This is a genomic window from Nocardioidaceae bacterium, assembly GCA_018672315.1.
Taxonomy (GTDB): Bacteria; Actinomycetota; Actinomycetes; order Propionibacteriales; family Nocardioidaceae; genus TYQ2.
On record CP076053.1, the window covers coordinates 3,028,321 to 3,044,467 of the forward strand.

General features: G+C 73.2%; 14 protein-coding genes and 1 tRNA gene. 14 read left to right on the plus strand and 1 reads right to left on the minus strand.

What is annotated here, in order from left to right:
• Nucleotides 1–76: 76 nt before the first annotated feature.
• Nucleotides 77–1,219: a galactokinase gene (locus KLP28_14605; protein ID QWC84775.1), complete on the plus strand. Its 1,143-nt coding sequence runs from the start codon at nucleotides 77–79 to the stop codon at nucleotides 1,217–1,219.
• 14 nt (nucleotides 1,220–1,233) lie between these two features.
• Here KLP28_14605 and KLP28_14610 read toward each other — a convergent pair.
• Nucleotides 1,234–1,306: transfer RNA gene (locus tag KLP28_14610), tRNA-Arg, on the minus strand.
• Nucleotides 1,307–1,423: 117 nt separating this feature from the next.
• Here KLP28_14610 and KLP28_14615 point away from each other — a divergent pair.
• The 13 genes from KLP28_14615 (at nucleotide 1,424) to KLP28_14675 (ending at nucleotide 16,141) form a co-directional block, all read left to right on the plus strand.
• A complete protein-coding gene (locus tag KLP28_14615) occupies nucleotides 1,424–3,097 on the plus strand; it encodes an arginine--tRNA ligase (protein ID QWC84776.1) in 1,674 nt (557 codons plus the stop codon).
• A 13-nt stretch (nucleotides 3,098–3,110) separates the two neighbouring features.
• Nucleotides 3,111–4,595 (plus strand): diaminopimelate decarboxylase, encoded by a 1,485-nt coding sequence (gene lysA, locus KLP28_14620; protein QWC84777.1) that lies wholly within the window; start codon nucleotides 3,111–3,113, stop codon nucleotides 4,593–4,595.
• Complete coding sequence (locus KLP28_14625) at nucleotides 4,582–5,910, plus strand: homoserine dehydrogenase (protein ID QWC84778.1); 1,329 nt, start codon at nucleotides 4,582–4,584, stop codon at nucleotides 5,908–5,910. Before lysA ends, KLP28_14625 begins: the two co-directional genes overlap by 14 nt.
• Nucleotides 5,907–7,004 (plus strand): threonine synthase, encoded by a 1,098-nt coding sequence (locus KLP28_14630; protein QWC84779.1) that lies wholly within the window; start codon nucleotides 5,907–5,909, stop codon nucleotides 7,002–7,004. The genes KLP28_14625 and KLP28_14630 overlap by 4 nt, the downstream gene beginning before the upstream one ends.
• 17 nt (nucleotides 7,005–7,021) lie before the next feature.
• Complete coding sequence (locus KLP28_14635; GenBank protein ID QWC87002.1) at nucleotides 7,022–7,939, plus strand: homoserine kinase; 918 nt, start codon at nucleotides 7,022–7,024, stop codon at nucleotides 7,937–7,939.
• A 169-nt stretch (nucleotides 7,940–8,108) separates the two neighbouring features.
• On the plus strand, nucleotides 8,109–9,947 hold the full coding sequence (gene rho, locus KLP28_14640) for a transcription termination factor Rho (GenBank protein QWC84780.1): 1,839 nt from the start codon (nucleotides 8,109–8,111) through the stop codon (nucleotides 9,945–9,947).
• 130 nt (nucleotides 9,948–10,077) lie between these two features.
• Complete coding sequence (locus KLP28_14645; protein ID QWC84781.1) at nucleotides 10,078–10,452, plus strand: response regulator; 375 nt, start codon at nucleotides 10,078–10,080, stop codon at nucleotides 10,450–10,452.
• Nucleotides 10,449–11,522, plus strand: coding sequence for a HEAT repeat domain-containing protein (locus KLP28_14650; GenBank protein QWC84782.1), 1,074 nt, complete (start codon nucleotides 10,449–10,451; stop codon nucleotides 11,520–11,522). The genes KLP28_14645 and KLP28_14650 overlap by 4 nt, the downstream gene beginning before the upstream one ends.
• The gene (locus KLP28_14655) at nucleotides 11,522–13,024 is read left to right on the plus strand and encodes a glycosyltransferase family 2 protein (GenBank protein ID QWC84783.1); all 1,503 of its coding nucleotides are present in this window, start codon (nucleotides 11,522–11,524) and stop codon (nucleotides 13,022–13,024) included. Before KLP28_14650 ends, KLP28_14655 begins: the two co-directional genes overlap by 1 nt.
• A gap of 29 nt (nucleotides 13,025–13,053) precedes the next feature.
• Entirely contained in the window at nucleotides 13,054–13,278 is a 225-nt protein-coding gene (rpmE, locus tag KLP28_14660) for a 50S ribosomal protein L31 (GenBank protein QWC84784.1), read from the plus strand.
• A gap of 158 nt (nucleotides 13,279–13,436) precedes the next feature.
• Nucleotides 13,437–14,519, plus strand: coding sequence for a peptide chain release factor 1 (gene prfA / locus KLP28_14665; protein ID QWC87003.1), 1,083 nt, complete (start codon nucleotides 13,437–13,439; stop codon nucleotides 14,517–14,519).
• Nucleotides 14,516–15,385: a peptide chain release factor N(5)-glutamine methyltransferase gene (gene prmC, locus KLP28_14670; GenBank protein ID QWC84785.1), complete on the plus strand. Its 870-nt coding sequence runs from the start codon at nucleotides 14,516–14,518 to the stop codon at nucleotides 15,383–15,385. Before prfA ends, prmC begins: the two co-directional genes overlap by 4 nt.
• 6 nt (nucleotides 15,386–15,391) lie before the next feature.
• On the plus strand, nucleotides 15,392–16,141 hold the full coding sequence (locus KLP28_14675) for a threonylcarbamoyl-AMP synthase (protein ID QWC84786.1): 750 nt from the start codon (nucleotides 15,392–15,394) through the stop codon (nucleotides 16,139–16,141).
• The last annotated feature ends 6 nt before the right edge of the window (nucleotides 16,142–16,147 follow it).

Consider the following 16,147-nt stretch of genomic DNA (forward strand, 5'->3'; position numbering starts at 1 on the left):
GACGCCACAGAGGTCTAGACCGCTTGACCGCGGTGAGCGTGCGTGTCGCAGACCACCGCGGGGGAGGGTGTGACGCATGGACCGAGCGGGGACCGTGGCGACTTCTGCGTGGTCGGCGCCGGGTCGGGTGACGTTGGTGGGCGACCACACCGACCACGACGGAGGCCTCTCACTGCCGTTCGCGCTCCCGCTGCGCACCGTGGTCCGCGCCCGGCCACGTGCCGACGCGACCGTGCGAGCCACGTCCGCTGTCGTGCCGGGTGAGCCCGTCGAGCTGTCCCGACCGGTGGCGCGCGGCGAGGTCGAGGGCTGGGGGGCGTACGTCGCGGGCGTCGTGCGGGTGCTGACCCACTCGGGGGTCGAGGTGCCCGGCGCCGACCTCCGGGTCGAGAGTGCGGTGCCGCCGGGCGCCGGGCTCTCGTCGTCGCACGCCCTGGTCCTGGCGGTGGCCGGCGCTCTCGCCGACCTCGCGGGCGCCACGCTGTCCCGCGAGGACCTGGTCGAGCTGGCTCGCCGCGTCGAGAACGACGAGGTCGGGGTGCCGTCCGGTGTGCTCGACCAGCTCGCCATCCTCTCGGCCCGACGTGACCGTCTCGTGCTGGTCGACGCGGCCGAGGACGCTCCTGCCCGGACGTCGCTGGTGGCGTGCGACCCCGTCGGCGCAGACCTCGTGATCCTGGTCGTGGACACCGGTGCGCCGCACGACCTGGGCGACGGGAGGTACGCGGAGATCCGGGCAGACCTCGACCGGGTGAGGGGCCGGCTCGGCGTCGGATCCCTGCGCCGGTTCGCCGACCGGCTGGGTCCCGAGCGAGCGCTCGAGGAGCTCGCCGACCTCGGGGTCGGCGCTCGAGAGGCAGGGAGGTCGCGCCATGTCATCACCGAGAACGCCCGCGTCGCGGAGGCCGTGCGACGGTGTCGTGCTGGGGACCTGGCCGGGGTCGGACCCGTGATGAGCGCCTCGCACGTCTCCATGCGCGACGACCTCGGCAACTCCCACCCCGTCGTCGACCTCACCGTGGACACGCTCGTCTCCGCCGGGGCGCTCGGCGCACGCATGTCCGGCGGGGGGTTCGGGGGCGCGGTCGTGGCACTCCTCGCCCGGGAACGCGTCGGAGAGGCGGAGTCCCGTCTGACCGAGGCGTACGCGGCGGCGGGCCTGGCGCCGCCGGGCTGTCATCGGGTGACGCCGGCAGACGGTGCGGGACCGGTGGACTGACCGGTCCTCATGGGCGCCCCCGGCAGGATTCGAACCTGCGACTCCTGGTACCGGAAACCAGTGCTCTATCCCCTGAGCTACGGAGGCACGGCCGCGTGACGCCCGAGGACGCCTGAGACCGGTCGTCACTGTATCCCCCCGGTGTGGCGCAACCGACCTCGGGAGGCGAGGGGGTCGGGGCGTGGACGCGGATAGGCTGGATCGGTGACTCCCGAGCAGCTCTCCGCCACCGTCGTCGACGTCCTCTCCGGGCTCGTGGCAGACGGTTCCCTCACGCTGCCCGACGGGGTCCCGGCCCAGGTCACCGTCGAAAGACCCCGGCAGAAGGGTCACGGCGACTACGCCACGAACGTCGCGCTGCAGCTGTCCAAGAAGGCGGGGGTGCCCCCGCGTGAGCTCGCCGGCCACATCGCCGAGCGGCTCGAGCGCGTCGAGGCCGTCGACGGCGTCGAGATCGCGGGTCCCGGCTTCCTCAACGTCACCGTCGCCGCAGCCGCGCAGGGGCAGGTCGCGTCCGACGTCGTCGCCGCCGGGGCGGCGTACGGATCCAACACCTCGATGGCCGGGGAGAAGGTCAACCTGGAGTTCGTCTCGGCGAACCCCACCGGCCCGATCCACATCGGCGGCGTGCGGTGGGCGGCGGTCGGCGACGCGCTCGGCCGCGTCATGAGCGCGTCCGGGGCCGAGGTCACCCGCGAGTACTACTTCAACGACCACGGGTCGCAGATCGACCGGTTCGCGCGCTCGCTGATGGCCAGTGCCCGCGGTGAGGAGGCGCCCGAGGACGGTTACGGCGGCCAGTACATCGCCGACATCGCCGCAGCGGTGCTCGCGCGCCGGCCCGACGCGCTCGACGCCGACGACGTGACGGCGCAGGAGACGTTCCGCGCCGAGGGCGTCGACCTCATGTTCGGCGAGATCAAGCAGAGCCTCGCCGACTTCGGGGTCGTCTTCGACGTCTTCTTCCACGAGGACCGGCTGCACGCCTCGGGCGCGGTACAACGTGCCGTCGAGCGGCTCGACGAGCGCGGCAACATCTATCGCTCCGAGGGCGCCACCTGGCTGCGTACGGAGCAGTACGGCGACGACAAGGACCGGGTCGTCATCAAGTCCGACGGCGAGGGGGCCTACCTCTCCGGCGACCTCGCGTACTACCTCGACAAGCGCCAGCGCGGGTTCGACCGCTGCGTGATCATGCTCGGCGCCGACCACCACGGCTACGTCGGGCGCATGATGGCCATGTGTGCTGCCTTCGGCGACACCCCGGGGCAGAACCTCGAGATCCTCATCGGTCAGATGGTCAACCTGGTCAAGGACGGCGAACCGGTCCGGATGTCCAAGCGGGCGGGCACCGTCGTGACGCTGGAGGACCTCGTCTCGGCGATCGGCAACGACGCGGCGCGCTACGCGCTGGCGCGCTACTCCGCGGACTCCAACATCGACCTGGACCTCGACCTGTGGGCCTCGGCCAGCAACGACAACCCGGTCTTCTACGTCCAGTACGCCCACGCCCGCGTCGCGTCGTTGATGCGCAACGCGGCCGACCTGGGCGTCGTCCCCGGCGGCACCGGCGGCACGGACTTCGACGGGTCCCTGCTCGACCACGAGAAGGAGGGCGAGCTCCTGCGCGCCCTGGCCGAGTTCCCCCGTGTGGTCGCCGCGGCCGCCGAGCTGCGCGAGCCGCACCGCGTCGCGCGCTACCTCGAGCAGCTCGCCGGCACCTACCACCGCTTCTACGACGTGTGCCGGGTGCTGCCCATGGGCGACGAGGAGACGACCGACCTCCACCGGGCCCGCCTGCTGCTGGTCGCCGCCACGCGCACCGTGCTCGCCAACGGGCTGGGACTCCTGGGCGTCACCGCCCCGGAGCGGATGTGAGGCGGGTGGCGGCATGAGGGCGCACGAGGCCGGCTGGGCCCACGCGGACGGAGCGTTCTCGGGGCCCCCGTGGCTGCGTGCGCCCGAGGACGTGGGCGCGCTGGTGCCACGGCTGTGGTCGCGCACGGCGCGCAAGCGCGAGGACGGGGTGCTCGAGGTCGGGGGAGTGGCACTCACCGACCTGGCGGCGGAGCACGGCACCGCCGCGTACGTGCTCGACGAGGAGGACTTCCGGCACCGGGCGCGCGCCTTCCGCGACGCCTTCGCCGGGTGGGACGTCTGCTACGCCGGCAAGGCGTTCCTGTGCGGTGAGGTGGTGCGCTGGCTGGCCGAGGACGGTCTGCACCTCGACGTCTGCTCCGCCGGCGAGCTGGAGCTGGCCCTGCGCGGAGGGTTCGACCCCGCACGCCTCACGCTGCACGGCAACAACAAGTCCGCAGGTCTCCTGGCGCACGCCGTGGCGCGCGGGGTGGGACGCGTCGTGGTCGACAGCTTCGACGAGATCGAGCGCATCGCCGCCCTCGCTCGCACCGGAGCGCCACCGGTGCGCGTGATGGTGCGCGTCACGGCCGGCGTCGAGGCACACACCCACGAGTACATCGCCACCAGCCACGAGGACCAGAAGTTCGGCTTCTCCCTCGCTGCGGGCGACGCCTTCGAGGGCGTACGCCGACTCCTCGCCGTGGCGACGGACACCGACGGCGGGGTCGAGGTCCTCGGCCTGCACTCCCACATCGGATCGCAGATCTTCGACACGGCCGGCTTCGAGGTGGCCGCCCGCCGCGTGCTCGGCCTCGCGGCGCGGGTGCGCGCCGAGCTCGGGGTGGAGCTGCCCGAGCTGGACCTCGGCGGCGGGTTCGGCATCGCGTACACGACCCAGGACGACCCGGCCGACCCGGTCCGCCTCGCGGGGTCCATGGATCGCATCGTGGCCGAGGAGTGCGAACGCTCGGGGCTCGCGGTGCCGCGGCTGTCCATCGAGCCGGGTCGCGCGATCGCCGGGCCTGCGACGTGCACCGTGTACTCCGTCGGCACGGTCAAGCGGGTCGCCCTCGACGGTGGTGCCGCACGCACGTACGTCTCCGTCGACGGCGGGATGAGCGACAACGTCCGCACCGCGCTCTACGACGCCGACTACTCCTGCACCCTGGCCTCCCGCGCGTCCGAGGCCGCCCCGGTGCTGAGCCGCGTGGTCGGGTCCCACTGCGAGGCCGGCGACATCGTGGTCAAGGACGAGTTCCTGCCGGGCGACCTGGCCCCCGGCGACCTGGTCGCGGTGCCCGCGACGGGGGCGTACTGCCGCTCGTTGTCCAGCAACTACAACCACGCCCTGCGTCCGCCGGTGATCGCCGTCGCGGACGGTCGCAGCCGCGTCCTGCTGCGCCGTGAGACCTACGCCGACCTCTTCGCCACCGATGTGTCGCTGGGCGACGGCGGTGCGGCGGCGGGCACGGCGGGCCGCGACGGTGCGAGGATGGGTGGCGATGAGCACGTCTGAGGAGTCCTCCGCCCCGTCCACCGCCCGACCGCTGGGGGTGGCGGTGCTGGGCTGCGGTGTCGTGGGCAGCCAGGTGGTGCGGCTGCTCAGGGAGCAGGCGTCGGACCTGGCCGCCCGCGTGGGGGCGCCCGTGGAGCTTCGTGGCGTCGCCGTCCGGCGCCTGGACCACGAGCGCGACGTGGACGTGCCGGGGGAGCTGCTGACCACAGACGCCGAGGCGCTGGTCGCGCGTGACGACGTCGACCTCGTCGTCGAGGTGATCGGCGGGATCGAGCCGGCTCGCGCCCTGATCCTCGGTGCTCTCGCGCACGGGGCCAGCGTGGTGAGCGCCAACAAGGCGCTGGTCGCCGAGGACGGGCCGACCCTCTTCGACGCGGCGGCGACCGCCGGCCGGGACCTGTTCTACGAGGCGGCGGTCGCGGGCGCGATCCCGATCCTGCGCCCCCTGGTGGAGTCCCTGGCCGGTGACCGCGTCACCCGCGTGCTCGGCATCGTCAACGGCACCACCAACTTCATCCTCGACAGGATGGACACCTCCGGGGCGGGTTTCCACGACGCCTTGGAGGAGGCGCAGGCGCTCGGCTACGCCGAGGCGGACCCGACGGCCGACGTCGAGGGCTTCGACGCCGCGGCGAAGGCCGCGATCCTCGCCAGCCTCGCCTTCCACACCCGCGTGAACGCGGCCGACGTCCACCGCGAGGGCATCACCGAGGTCACCGCCCGGGACGTGGCGGCCGCCCGCGAGATGGGGTGCGTCGTCAAGCTGCTGGCGATCTGCGAGCGGCACGTCACCCCGACCGGCACCACGGTCTCCGCGCGGGTGCACCCGGCGATGATCCCCGAGACGCACCCGCTGGCGAGCGTGCGCGAGGCGTACAACGCGGTCTTCGTCGAGTCCGACGCCGCGGGCGAGCTGATGTTCTACGGCCCGGGCGCCGGGGGGGCGCCGACGGCCAGCGCCGTCATGGGCGACCTCGTCACCGCCGCCCGCAACCGCGTGGCCCGGGTCAGCCACGGCGGCGACACGGCGTACGAGTCGCACCCGGTGCGTGCCATGGGCGAGGTCGAGACGCGCTACTTCGTGGCCATCGACGTCGACGACAAGGCCGGCGTCCTCGCGAGCGTGGCGCAGGCCTTCGCCGAGCACGGCGTCTCGATCCAGACGGTGAAGCAGCAGGGTCGAGGTGACGACGCAGAGCTGAGCGTCGTCTCCCACCGCGCGACCGACGAGTCGCTGGCGGCGACCGTGAGGTCGCTCGAGGGCATGGCGTTCGTGCGTGAGGTGACCTCGGTGATGCGAGTGGAGGGCGAATGACGGCGACACGGGTCGAGGGACGGAGCACCGGCGTGCACCAGTGGCGCGGAGTGATCGAGGAGTACCGCGCGTGGCTCGACGTGCCCGAGGGTCTGCCGGCGATGACACTCGGCGAGGGCGGCACCCCCCTGGTCGCCTCCGACTGGCTCTCCGACCTCACCGGCGGTGAGGTCTGGCTGAAGGTCGAGGGCGACAACCCGACGGGGTCGTTCAAGGACCGTGGCATGACCACGGCGATGTCGGTCGCCAAGGCCGAGGGGGCGCAGGCGTGCGTGTGCGCCTCGACCGGCAACACCTCGGCGTCGATGGCTGCGTACGCCGCCAAGTCCCGCATGAAGCCCCTGGTGCTGGTGCCGCAGGGCAAGATCTCCGCCGGCAAGATGGCTCAGGCGATCGTGCACGGCGCCCAGGTGATCATGGTGCGCGGCAACTTCGACGACTGCCTGCGGATCTCGCGGTCCATGGCCGAGCACTACCCGGTCGCTCTCGTGAACTCGGTCAACCCGGCCCGTCTCCAGGGCCAGAAGACAGCCTCGTTCGAGGTCGTCGACCGCCTCGGTGATGCGCCGGACTTCCACCTGTTGCCGGTCGGCAACGCCGGCAACATCTCGGCGTACTGGATGGGATACAAGGAGTACGCCGAGGCCGGCCGCACGACGAAGCGTCCGGTGATGCGGGCCTTCCAGGCCGAGGGGGCCGCCCCCTTGGTCACCGGCGAGCCGTTCCCGGAGCCGGAGACCGTCGCCACGGCCATCCGCATCGGCAACCCGGCCTCGTGGAAGCTCGCCGACGCGGCGGCGGCGGAGTCCGGAGGACGCTTCGCGGCGGTCAGCGACGATCAGATCCTGCACGCGCAGCGACAGCTGGCGTGCAACGACGGCGTGTTCGTCGAGCCCGCCTCGGCCTCGGGCATCGCCGGCATGCTGACCGAGGTGGAGCGTGGGGAGTCCTACCGCGGCAAGACCGTCGTGGTCACGGTCACCGGTCACGGGCTGAAGGACGTCGACACGGCCCTGTCCTCCTTCACCGACCTCGTCGACACCGTCATCGACGCCGACGTGGACGCGGCGGCCCGGGCCGCCGGACTGGTCTGACCGTGGCGCAGGGGTCGGTGTGGTCCCCGCGCCGCGTCCGGGTGAGCGTGCCCGCGACGAGCGCGAACCTCGGGCCCGGCTTCGACTCGCTCGGGATGGCGCTGTCGCTGTACGACGAGGTCACCGCCGAGGTGCCCGCCGACGCGCCCGCGGGGCTGGTGGAGGTGCACGTCGAGGGTGAAGGGGCCGGCACCGTCCCCACGGACGCCTCGCACCTGGTCGTACGCGCGATGCTCGCCTGCTTCGGCGCGATGCAGCTGCCCCCGCCGCCCCTGCGCCTGGCGTGCCGCAACGTGGTGCCGCACAGCCGCGGGCTCGGCTCGTCCGCGGCGGCGATCGTGGCCGGGGTCGTGCTCGCCCGCGCCCTGGTGGTCGACGGCGTCGAGCGGCTCGACGACGCCGGCGTGCTGGGTCTCGCCGCCGACCTCGAGGGTCACCCGGACAACGTCGCCCCGGCGCTGCTCGGCGGGTTCACCATCAGTGGGCGCGACGAGGCGGGGCGCTGGTACGCGGTCCCCTCGCCCCTCTCCCCGCACCTGCGGGCCGTGGCCATGGTGCCGCCGGACCCGGTGTCGACCGAGGTCGCGCGTGGTCTGCTGCCTGCGACCGTGCCGCACGCCGAGGCCGCCGCGAACTCGGGGCGTACGGCCCTGCTCGTCGCGGCCCTCGCCCAGCGCGTCGAGCTGCTGCACGAGGCGACCCGCGACTGGCTGCACCAGCAGCAGCGTGAGCCCGCGATGCCCGCGACTCTGGCCCAGGTGCGCGATCTGAGGGCCCGCGGCGTGGCGGCGACCGTCAGCGGTGCCGGGCCCACCGTGCTGGCGCTCGGCGGCGAGGACCTCGACGACCTCGTCGGACCAGCACCGCAGGGATGGGCCCGCCACGTGCTCCGCCCCGACACCGCGGGCGCGCGCCTGCAGGTGCTCGACGATTGAGGCTGCGGCGCACTGTTAGGGTGCGGGCGTCGGGGCCGCCACGGCCCCCGGGGACCCTCGTCCCCCCGGGTCGACTCTCTGGTCCACCCACGGCGGCCGACCGCGTCGGCCGGCCCTCCGTCTCTCGCCCGACCATCTGCTCGTACGAGCCTCCCCGTGAAGGAACCACGTGACCGACAACGGTGCACCTGCCCGCCCCGACCCGCGAGCGGGTCTGGAGTCCATGAAGATGCCGGAGCTCAAGACCCTGGCGGCCGGGCTCGGCGTCAAGGGCGCCGGGTCCCTGCGCAAGGGACCGCTGGTCGAGGCGATCCTCGCGACGCAGGGCCTGGGTTCCGGCCGCGCCGGTTCAGCCCCTGCCGGCGAAGGCCCGCCGGCGAAGGACACGGCAGCGAAGGACACGGCAGCGAAGGACACGGTCGCGAAGGACAAGACAGCAGCGGCTTCCGCCGCGACCGACCGGTCGTCGGACCAGAAGGCGGACCAGAAGGCGGACCAGAAGTCCGAGCAGAAGTCCGAGCAGAAGCCTCAGCAGAAGACGGACAAGAAGTCGGGTGGGCCCGGGGGAGAGGCTGACCAGCCCGCGCGGCAGAAGGGCCAGGGCGGTGACTCGCCCGCGCGTGGGAAGAAGCAGGGCGGCGAGGCGTCGGCGGACCAGAAGAACCAGTCGAACCAGTCGAACCAGTCGAACCAGTCGAACCAGTCGAACCAGGGCGGCCAGCCCCACCGCGGCAACCAGGGCAACCAGGGCAACCAGGGCAACCAGTCGAACCAGGATGATGACGACGACGAGAACGGCAGCCGCCGCAACCGTCGTCGGCGGGGCCGGGACCGCAACGAGCGCGGCCGCCGGGGCGAGCCGGACCTCGCCGTGTACGAGGACGACGTGCTCGTTCCTGCGGCCGGCATCCTCGATGTCCTCGACAACTACGCCTTCGTGCGTACGAGCGGCTACCTGCCAGGTCCCGACGACGTGTACGTCTCCCTGTCGATGGTGCGCAAGTTCGGCCTGCGCCGCGGTGACGCGGTCGTCGGGCAGGTCCGCCAGCCCCGCGAGGGTGAGCGCAAGGAGAAGTTCAACCCGCTGGTGAAGATCGAGCTCGTCAACGGCGCCGAGCCGGGCCAGACGGGTACCCGCCCGGTCTACGAGGAGCTCACCCCGGTCTTCCCCGACGAGCGGCTGCGGCTCGAGACCGATCCCGAGGAGATGACCGGTCGGGTGATCGACCTCGTCGCCCCGCTCGGGAAGGGCCAGCGCACCCTGGTGCTCTCACCCACCTCGGGAGGTCGCTCCACGCTGCTCCGGCGCGTCGCCGCCGCGCTGCCGCAGAACCACCCGGAGTGCCACGTCATGGTCGTGCTCGTCGACGAGCGCCCCGAGGAGGTCACCGAGCTGCAGCGTACGGTCCGCGGCGAGGTCATCGCCTCGACCTGCGACCGTCCGGCGACCGACCACACCACCCTGGCCGAGCTCGCGGTCGAGCGAGCCAAGCGGCTCGTCGAGCTCGGGCACGACGTGGTCGTGCTCTTCGACGGTCTCTCGCGGTTGGCCCGTGCCTACAACCTGGCGGCGCCTGCGGGCGGGCGGGTCCTCCCCGGTGGTCTCGACACCACGGCCGTGCTGCCCGTGAAGCAGTTGTTCGGCGCCGCGCGCAACGTCGAGGACGGGGGGTCCCTGACGATGGTGGCGACGGCGGCGGTCGACAACGGGTCCGAGGCCGACGAGATGATCCTGGAGGAGGTCCGGGGGGCTGCGACCGGTCAGGTGCGCCTGCGTCGGGACCTCGTCGAGAGCGGTCTGGTGCCCGCGGTGGACATCCGGCAGTGCTGGACGCTGCGGGAGGAGCTCCTCGGCGACGCCGCCGGGTTGGAGCAGGTGCGCGCACTGCGCCAGGAGGCGGTCACGGCCGAGCCGGCCACGGCGGCGGGGGCTCTGTCGGTGCTCCTGGGCCGTCTGGGGTCGCGTCGGAGCAACGTCGAGGTGCTGAGGAGTCAGGACCGGGCCTGACCCGGTGCGGGCTCCTCGACGCCGGACGCCGGACGCGCTGGCCGAAATCGGCCCGCGGGGACACATCCGGTCGTTATGCTCCCTCAGACGGGTTGCGTACGCCGCTCGACCAGACCGAAGGGCACCGAACATGGCCAAGATCGTCGTTGCCGACGATGACACGGACATCCGTGAGCTCGTCGTCTTCAAGCTCCGGCAGTCCGGTCACGAGGTCGTCCCCGTCGGCGACGGTGCGGCCGCCGTCGAGGCCTGCCAGGCGGAGGATCCCGACCTCGTGGTCCTGGACGTGATGATGCCCGGCATGAGCGGCCTCGACGCAGCGCGTGCACTGCGCTCCGACGCACGCTTCCTGGCACTCCCGATCATCATGCTGACCGCTCGGGCGCAGGAGTCCGACATCGAGCAGGGCTTCGAGGCCGGCGCCGACGACTACGTCGTCAAGCCGTTCAGTCCTCGCGAGCTCGCATCCCGGGTGGCCGCCGTGCTCGCCCGGAGCCGGGCGTGACCTCCGGGTCCCTCACCTCCCCCTTCCTCCTCGCTGTCCCCACCGCCCTCGCGGCGTGCTCTGCCGTCGCCCTGGTGGCGACCCTGGTCGTGATGCGTCTGCGTGCGCCCCGGCAGTCGGCGGCGCGTGCCGCCCGGCAGGCGGCGGTGCGTGACCTGCTCTTCGCCGCCCTCATGGGTGAGCCCGACGAGGCCGTCGCAGCGCGCGCGGACCTGGGGAGACGTCACGGCGCGGCCTGGTCCGTCGCCGAGCAGCAGGCGTTCGGCATGCTCCCCAAGATCAAGGGTCATTCGCGCACCGCGCTCGTGCAGGTCCTCGACGACAAGGGAGCCGCCGAGCGCGCCGTCGCGAAGACCGCCGCGTGGTCGTGGGTGCGACGCTGCCAGGGGGCGTACGAGCTGGGTGCTCTCGGCGCACGCACGGGCGTACCGATCCTGCTGCCGATGCTCGACGACTCGAACTTCGTGGTCAGACGCGTCGCCGTGCGCGCCCTCGGCGCGATCGGGGAGCCCGCGTCGGTGACGCCGCTGCTCCAGGTGGCGGGCGAGGAGCCGCGGTTGACCAACGACCTCGTCTTCGCTCTCGACCACCTCGCGCTGGACGCCGCCCCTGCCCTGCGGACGGAGCTTCACCGTGCGCTCGAGCAGCGGGGCGGCGGTGGCCGCCAGGCCGCCCTCGCGGCGACCGGGCTCGGGCTGATCGGCGATGTCGGCAGCGCTGCGCTGTTGGTGCGCGCGCTGGCGTCAGGTCGTCCGGAGGTGCAGGTGGCGGCGGCGGAGGCACTGGGTCGTCTCGGCGTGCCCGACGCGCTGCCGGCCCTCGTCTCCGCCCTCGAGGTCGATGACGAGGCGGTCAGGCTCGCTGCGGTGACGGCGCTCGGTGAGCTGGCTGCGGACCAGGCCGCGTCCGCCCTCTCGCGCTGGCTGGACTCCGATCACCACGAGATCGGTCGGCAGGCCGCAGCCTCGCTGGTGCGTCTGCCGTCGGGTCCGCAGGTCCTGGCGGCGTCGGCGTCGCCCTTCGCCAGGGAGGCCCTCGCGATGGCGCCGTCGCCTGTCCCGGGGCCGTGATGTCGATGACCCCGATCGCGGTCTCCGGTGTCGTCGTGACGTGGCTCGTCCTCGTGACGGCTGCGTACGGGGCGCTGCGCCACCTCGGGCTCCTGGCCCTCACGGGCTCCGCCTTCGCCGAGGCGCGGGTGTATCGGCGGCGTCGGGCCTTCGCGGCGTACGACGAGAGCTTCGGCGACCCGCTGGCGCGCGGGGTCAGCCTCGTGGTCGCCGTCCGTGACCGTGCCGACGACGTCGTCGACCTGGTGCGCTCGATGACCTCGTTGCGCTACCCGGAGTTCGACCTGGTGGTGGTCGACGACGGCTCCGAGGACGGCACGGCGACGGTCCTCGTGGAGGCCCTCGGGCTCCGCGAGGTACCCGTGACCGGTTCCGGTGCTCTGATGGTCCGAGCGCCCGTGACCGCCTGCTGGCACGGCCGGCGCGGCGGGGTCGGCGTCACGCTTCTGCGCAAGGAGGCCGCAGGGCTCGCGGACGCGTGGAACGCCGGGGCGGACGTCGCTCGTCACCCGCTGTGCGTGGTGGTGGACGCGCAGGTGACCCTCGACCCCGACGCCCTCCTGCACGTCGCCCGCCCGTTCGCGGACGACCCGCAGCGCATGGTCGCCACCACCGGCGTGGTCCGTGTCCTCAACGGCTGCACGGTGCGCGGCGGACGTGTGACCGAGGTGGCGATGCCGCGACGGTGGATCGAGCGGGTGCAGGTGGTGGACTACCTGCAGGGCTTCCTGGTCGACCGGGCCGGGTGGTCCTCGCTCGGGGCGCTGCCCCGTCTGGCTCCTGAGATCGCTGCATTCCGGCGGGACCGGCTGCGCGAGGTGGGCGGATGGCGCAGCGACCTGGCCCAGCCTCACGTCGAGCTGGTCGCCCGCCTGCACCGGTGGGCCGGCGACAACGGCCGGGCGGCCCGCCTCGTGTTCGTCACCGAGCCCGTGGCATGGGTCCCGGTGGCCGCTGACCGGGCGGGGGCGATCGCTGCGTCCGCCCGCGAGCAGGCCGGGGTGGCGACGGCCTTGCGCCACCATGCCCGGCTGCTGGGCAGGTCCCGGTACGGCGCCGCGGGTCTCCTGTCCTACCCGTGGCTGCTCGTCTTCTCCCTGCTGAGTCCGGTCGTCGAGCTGGTCGCGATGACGCTGAGCGCAGTGGTGCTGGGCGTGACCGCGCTGCGGGTGGCCGGTGTCGAGGTGGACGCCGCGCTGCCCGGATGGGGTGCGCTCGTGCTCCTTGCGCTGAGCTGGCCGGTGGCCGGGGTGCTCCTGGGGTGGGCGACGCTGCTGGTCGACGAGCTGTCCCTGAGTCGCTACACCGGCGTACGCGACCTGCTCGCCGCCCTGTGGGGCGTGGTGCTGCTGCACACCGTGTGGCGCTGGTTGACCACCCTGCCGCGCCTCCGGACGACCTGGTCGATCCTCGCGGGAGGGGCGCAGGCCGGCCGGCTGGGAGATCCTCGTCGCGACTGTCATACTGGTGAGTCGGCCCCGGTTCACGCTCACCGCCGGTGAGCGACCCGGCGACCAGTCAGGAGAAGAGCATGCAGAACGACATCCACCCGGACTACACGGTCACCCAGGTCACCTGCACCTGCGGTGCTCAGTTCACGACACGCAGCACGTCGTCGAGCGGCACGATGCACGCCGACGTCTGCTCGCAGTGCCACCCGTTCTACACGGGCAAGCAGAAGATCCTCGACACCGGCGGCCGTGTGGCCCGCTGGGAGGCGCGCTACGGCAAGAAGAAGGCTGACGCCTCCAGCTGATCGCCGACTCGACGCCGGTCCCACCACAGCCCGTGGGGCCGGCGTCGCGTGCGTCCGGACCCGACCGGACCCGCCCCGTCCCCAGCAGCCACCCGAGATCACGGAGGCCTCTCGTGCCTGATGCGCGTGATCCGAACGATCACCACGCCACCGAGACGGTGTTGGCCTCGCTCGCCGAGGAGCACGCGGACCTCGAGCAGCGTCTCGCCGACCCGGACCTCCACGCCGATCCCGTCGCCGCCCGACGGGTCGGGCAGCGCTACGCCGAGGTCGGCGCGGTCGTCCGCACCCACGACGAGCTCACCCGGGTCGAGGACGACCTGGGCGCGGCGCGGGAGCTGGCCGAGATGGGTGACAGCGACAGCGAGACCGAGCTCTCGGACGAGATCGAGAGTCTGGGCCGACGCCGTGACGAGCTCGCGGAGCGCCTCCGCAGACTCCTGGTGCCGCGCGATCCGGCCGACGGGCGTGACGTGCTGGTGGAGGTGAAGTCGGGGGAGGGCGGTGAGGAGTCCGCGCTCTTCGCTGGCGACCTGGTCCGCATGTACGTGCGCTACGCGGAGCGCCGGGGCTGGAGCACCGAGGTCGTGGAGACGACGCCCTCCGACCTCGGTGGGGTCAAGTCGTGCACGCTCGCGGTCAAGGCCAAGGGCACACCCCAGCCGGGGGAGGCGCCGCATGCCCTCTTGAAGTTCGAGGGCGGTGTGCACCGGGTGCAGCGGGTCCCGGTCACCGAGAGCCAGGGTCGGGTCCACACCTCGGCCGCCGGGGTGCTGGTGCTGCCGGAGGCGGAACCCGTGGACGTGGACATCGCGGAGAAGGACCTGCGCATCGACGTCTTCCGGTCCTCGGGCCCCGGAGGGCAGAGCGTGAACACCACCGACTCCGCCGTCCGCATCACCCACCTCCCGACGGGCACCGTCGCCAGCTGCCAGAACGAGAAGTCGCAGCTGCAGAACAGGGAGCAGGCCATGCGCATCCTGCGCGCGCGGCTGCTGGCCGCGGCCACGGCCGAGGCCGAGGCGGCGGCCTCGGACGCGAGGCGGTCCCAGGTGCGCACGGTGGACCGGTCCGAGCGCATCCGCACCTACAACTTCCCCGAGAACCGCATCTCCGACCACCGCACCGGCTTCAAGGCCTACAACCTCGACCAGGTGCTCGACGGCGCTCTCGAGGCGGTCGTCGCGAGCTGCGTGGACGCCGAGCTGAGCGAGCGCATGGCGGCTCTGGAGCAGCGGTGAGGCCGCCCGACCTCCTCGCGGCCGCCGCGGCGCGGCTCGAGGCCGCCGGCGTGCCGTCCCCCCGGCCGGACGCCGAGATCATGCTCGCCCACGTGACCGGTCGGTCCCGCGGGTCACTGCTGTTCTCCGGGCCGGTCGCCACGCCGCAGGTCGAGGCGTACGAGGCCCTCGTGACGCGGCGCCAGGCACGTGAGCCGCTGTACTACCTCACCGGACTGGCGCCGTTCCGCCACCTCGAGCTGGCGGTGGGCCCGGGTGTCTTCGTGCCCCGTCCCGAGACCGAGCTGCTGGCCGGCGCGGCGATCGACGCGACGATCGAGGCTGCGGGCGGCGCCCCGGGCACGCACGGACACAGCACCCCGGTCGTGGTCGACCTCTGCACCGGCAGCGGCGCGATCGCCGCGTCGGTGGCGCAGGAGGTGCCGTACGCCCGGGTGCACGCCGTGGAGCTGGAGCCGTCTGCCCTGGTGTGGGCCGAGCGCAACCTGGCGGCCACCTCGGTCGACCTGCGCGCCGGCGACCTGCGCGACGCCTGCCCCGACCTCGACGGTCAGGTCGACGTCGTGGTGTGCAACCCGCCGTACGTGCCCCTGACGGCCTTCGAGGGCGTCGACCTCGAGGCGCGTACGCACGAGCCCGACCGCGCCCTGTTCTCCGGGGAGGACGGCCTCGATGCCGTGCGCGCGCTCGAGGTGACGGCGGCGCGTCTGCTGCGCCCAGGGGGCTGGCTGGGCTTCGAGCACGCGAGCGAACAGGCACGGACGGCACCAGGGGTGCTGGTCTCGGCCGGGCGGTGGACCCGGGTGCGCGACCACGCCGACCTGCTCGACCGACCCCGCTTCACCACGGCACGCCTGCGAGGATGACTGCTTGTGACCGCATCGCAGAGGTTCGACGTCAGCCAGGAGGACCAGCGCGCCGAGGGTGTCGCGGCCGCCTCGTTGGCGTTGCAGCGCGGCGAGCTGGTCGTGCTGCCGACCGACACGGTGTACGGCGTCGCGGCTGACGCCTTCGATCCCGAGGCCGTCGCGGCCCTTCTCGAGGCGAAGGGACGCGGCCGGGAGAAACCGCCACCGGTGCTGGTCTCGACCGCTGCGACCCTGGACGCCCTGGCCGTCGGGGTGCCCCGGTGGGCCCGCGCCCTCGTCGAGCAGCTCTGGCCCGGTGGTCTGACGCTGGTGTGCCGGCAGCAGACGTCGCTGCAGTGGGACCTCGGCGACAGCCGGCAGACCGTCGCGGTGCGGATGCCCGACCACGACGTCGCAACCGAGCTCCTGGCGCGGACGGGCCCCTTGGCCGTCTCCAGCGCCAACCGCACCGGCGAGCCGGCCGCGCTCGATGCCGACGCCGCTGAGGCAGCCCTGGGCGAGGACGCGGCCGTCGTGCTCGACGCCGGCCCGAGCCCTGGCGCCGTGGCGTCGACGATCCTTGACGCGACGACCGAGCAGCCACGGCTGCTCCGCGCGGGCGCGGCGGACGACCGGGTGCGCGCCATCCTCCGCGAGATGGGCCTCTCCCTGGAGGGCGGGGACGGCCCCGCGGCCCCGGAGACGGACACTCCCTCGGCGAACGGCACGACCGGCACGACCGAGGCGGCCGAGACGACCGAGACCGAGGACTGAGCGGAC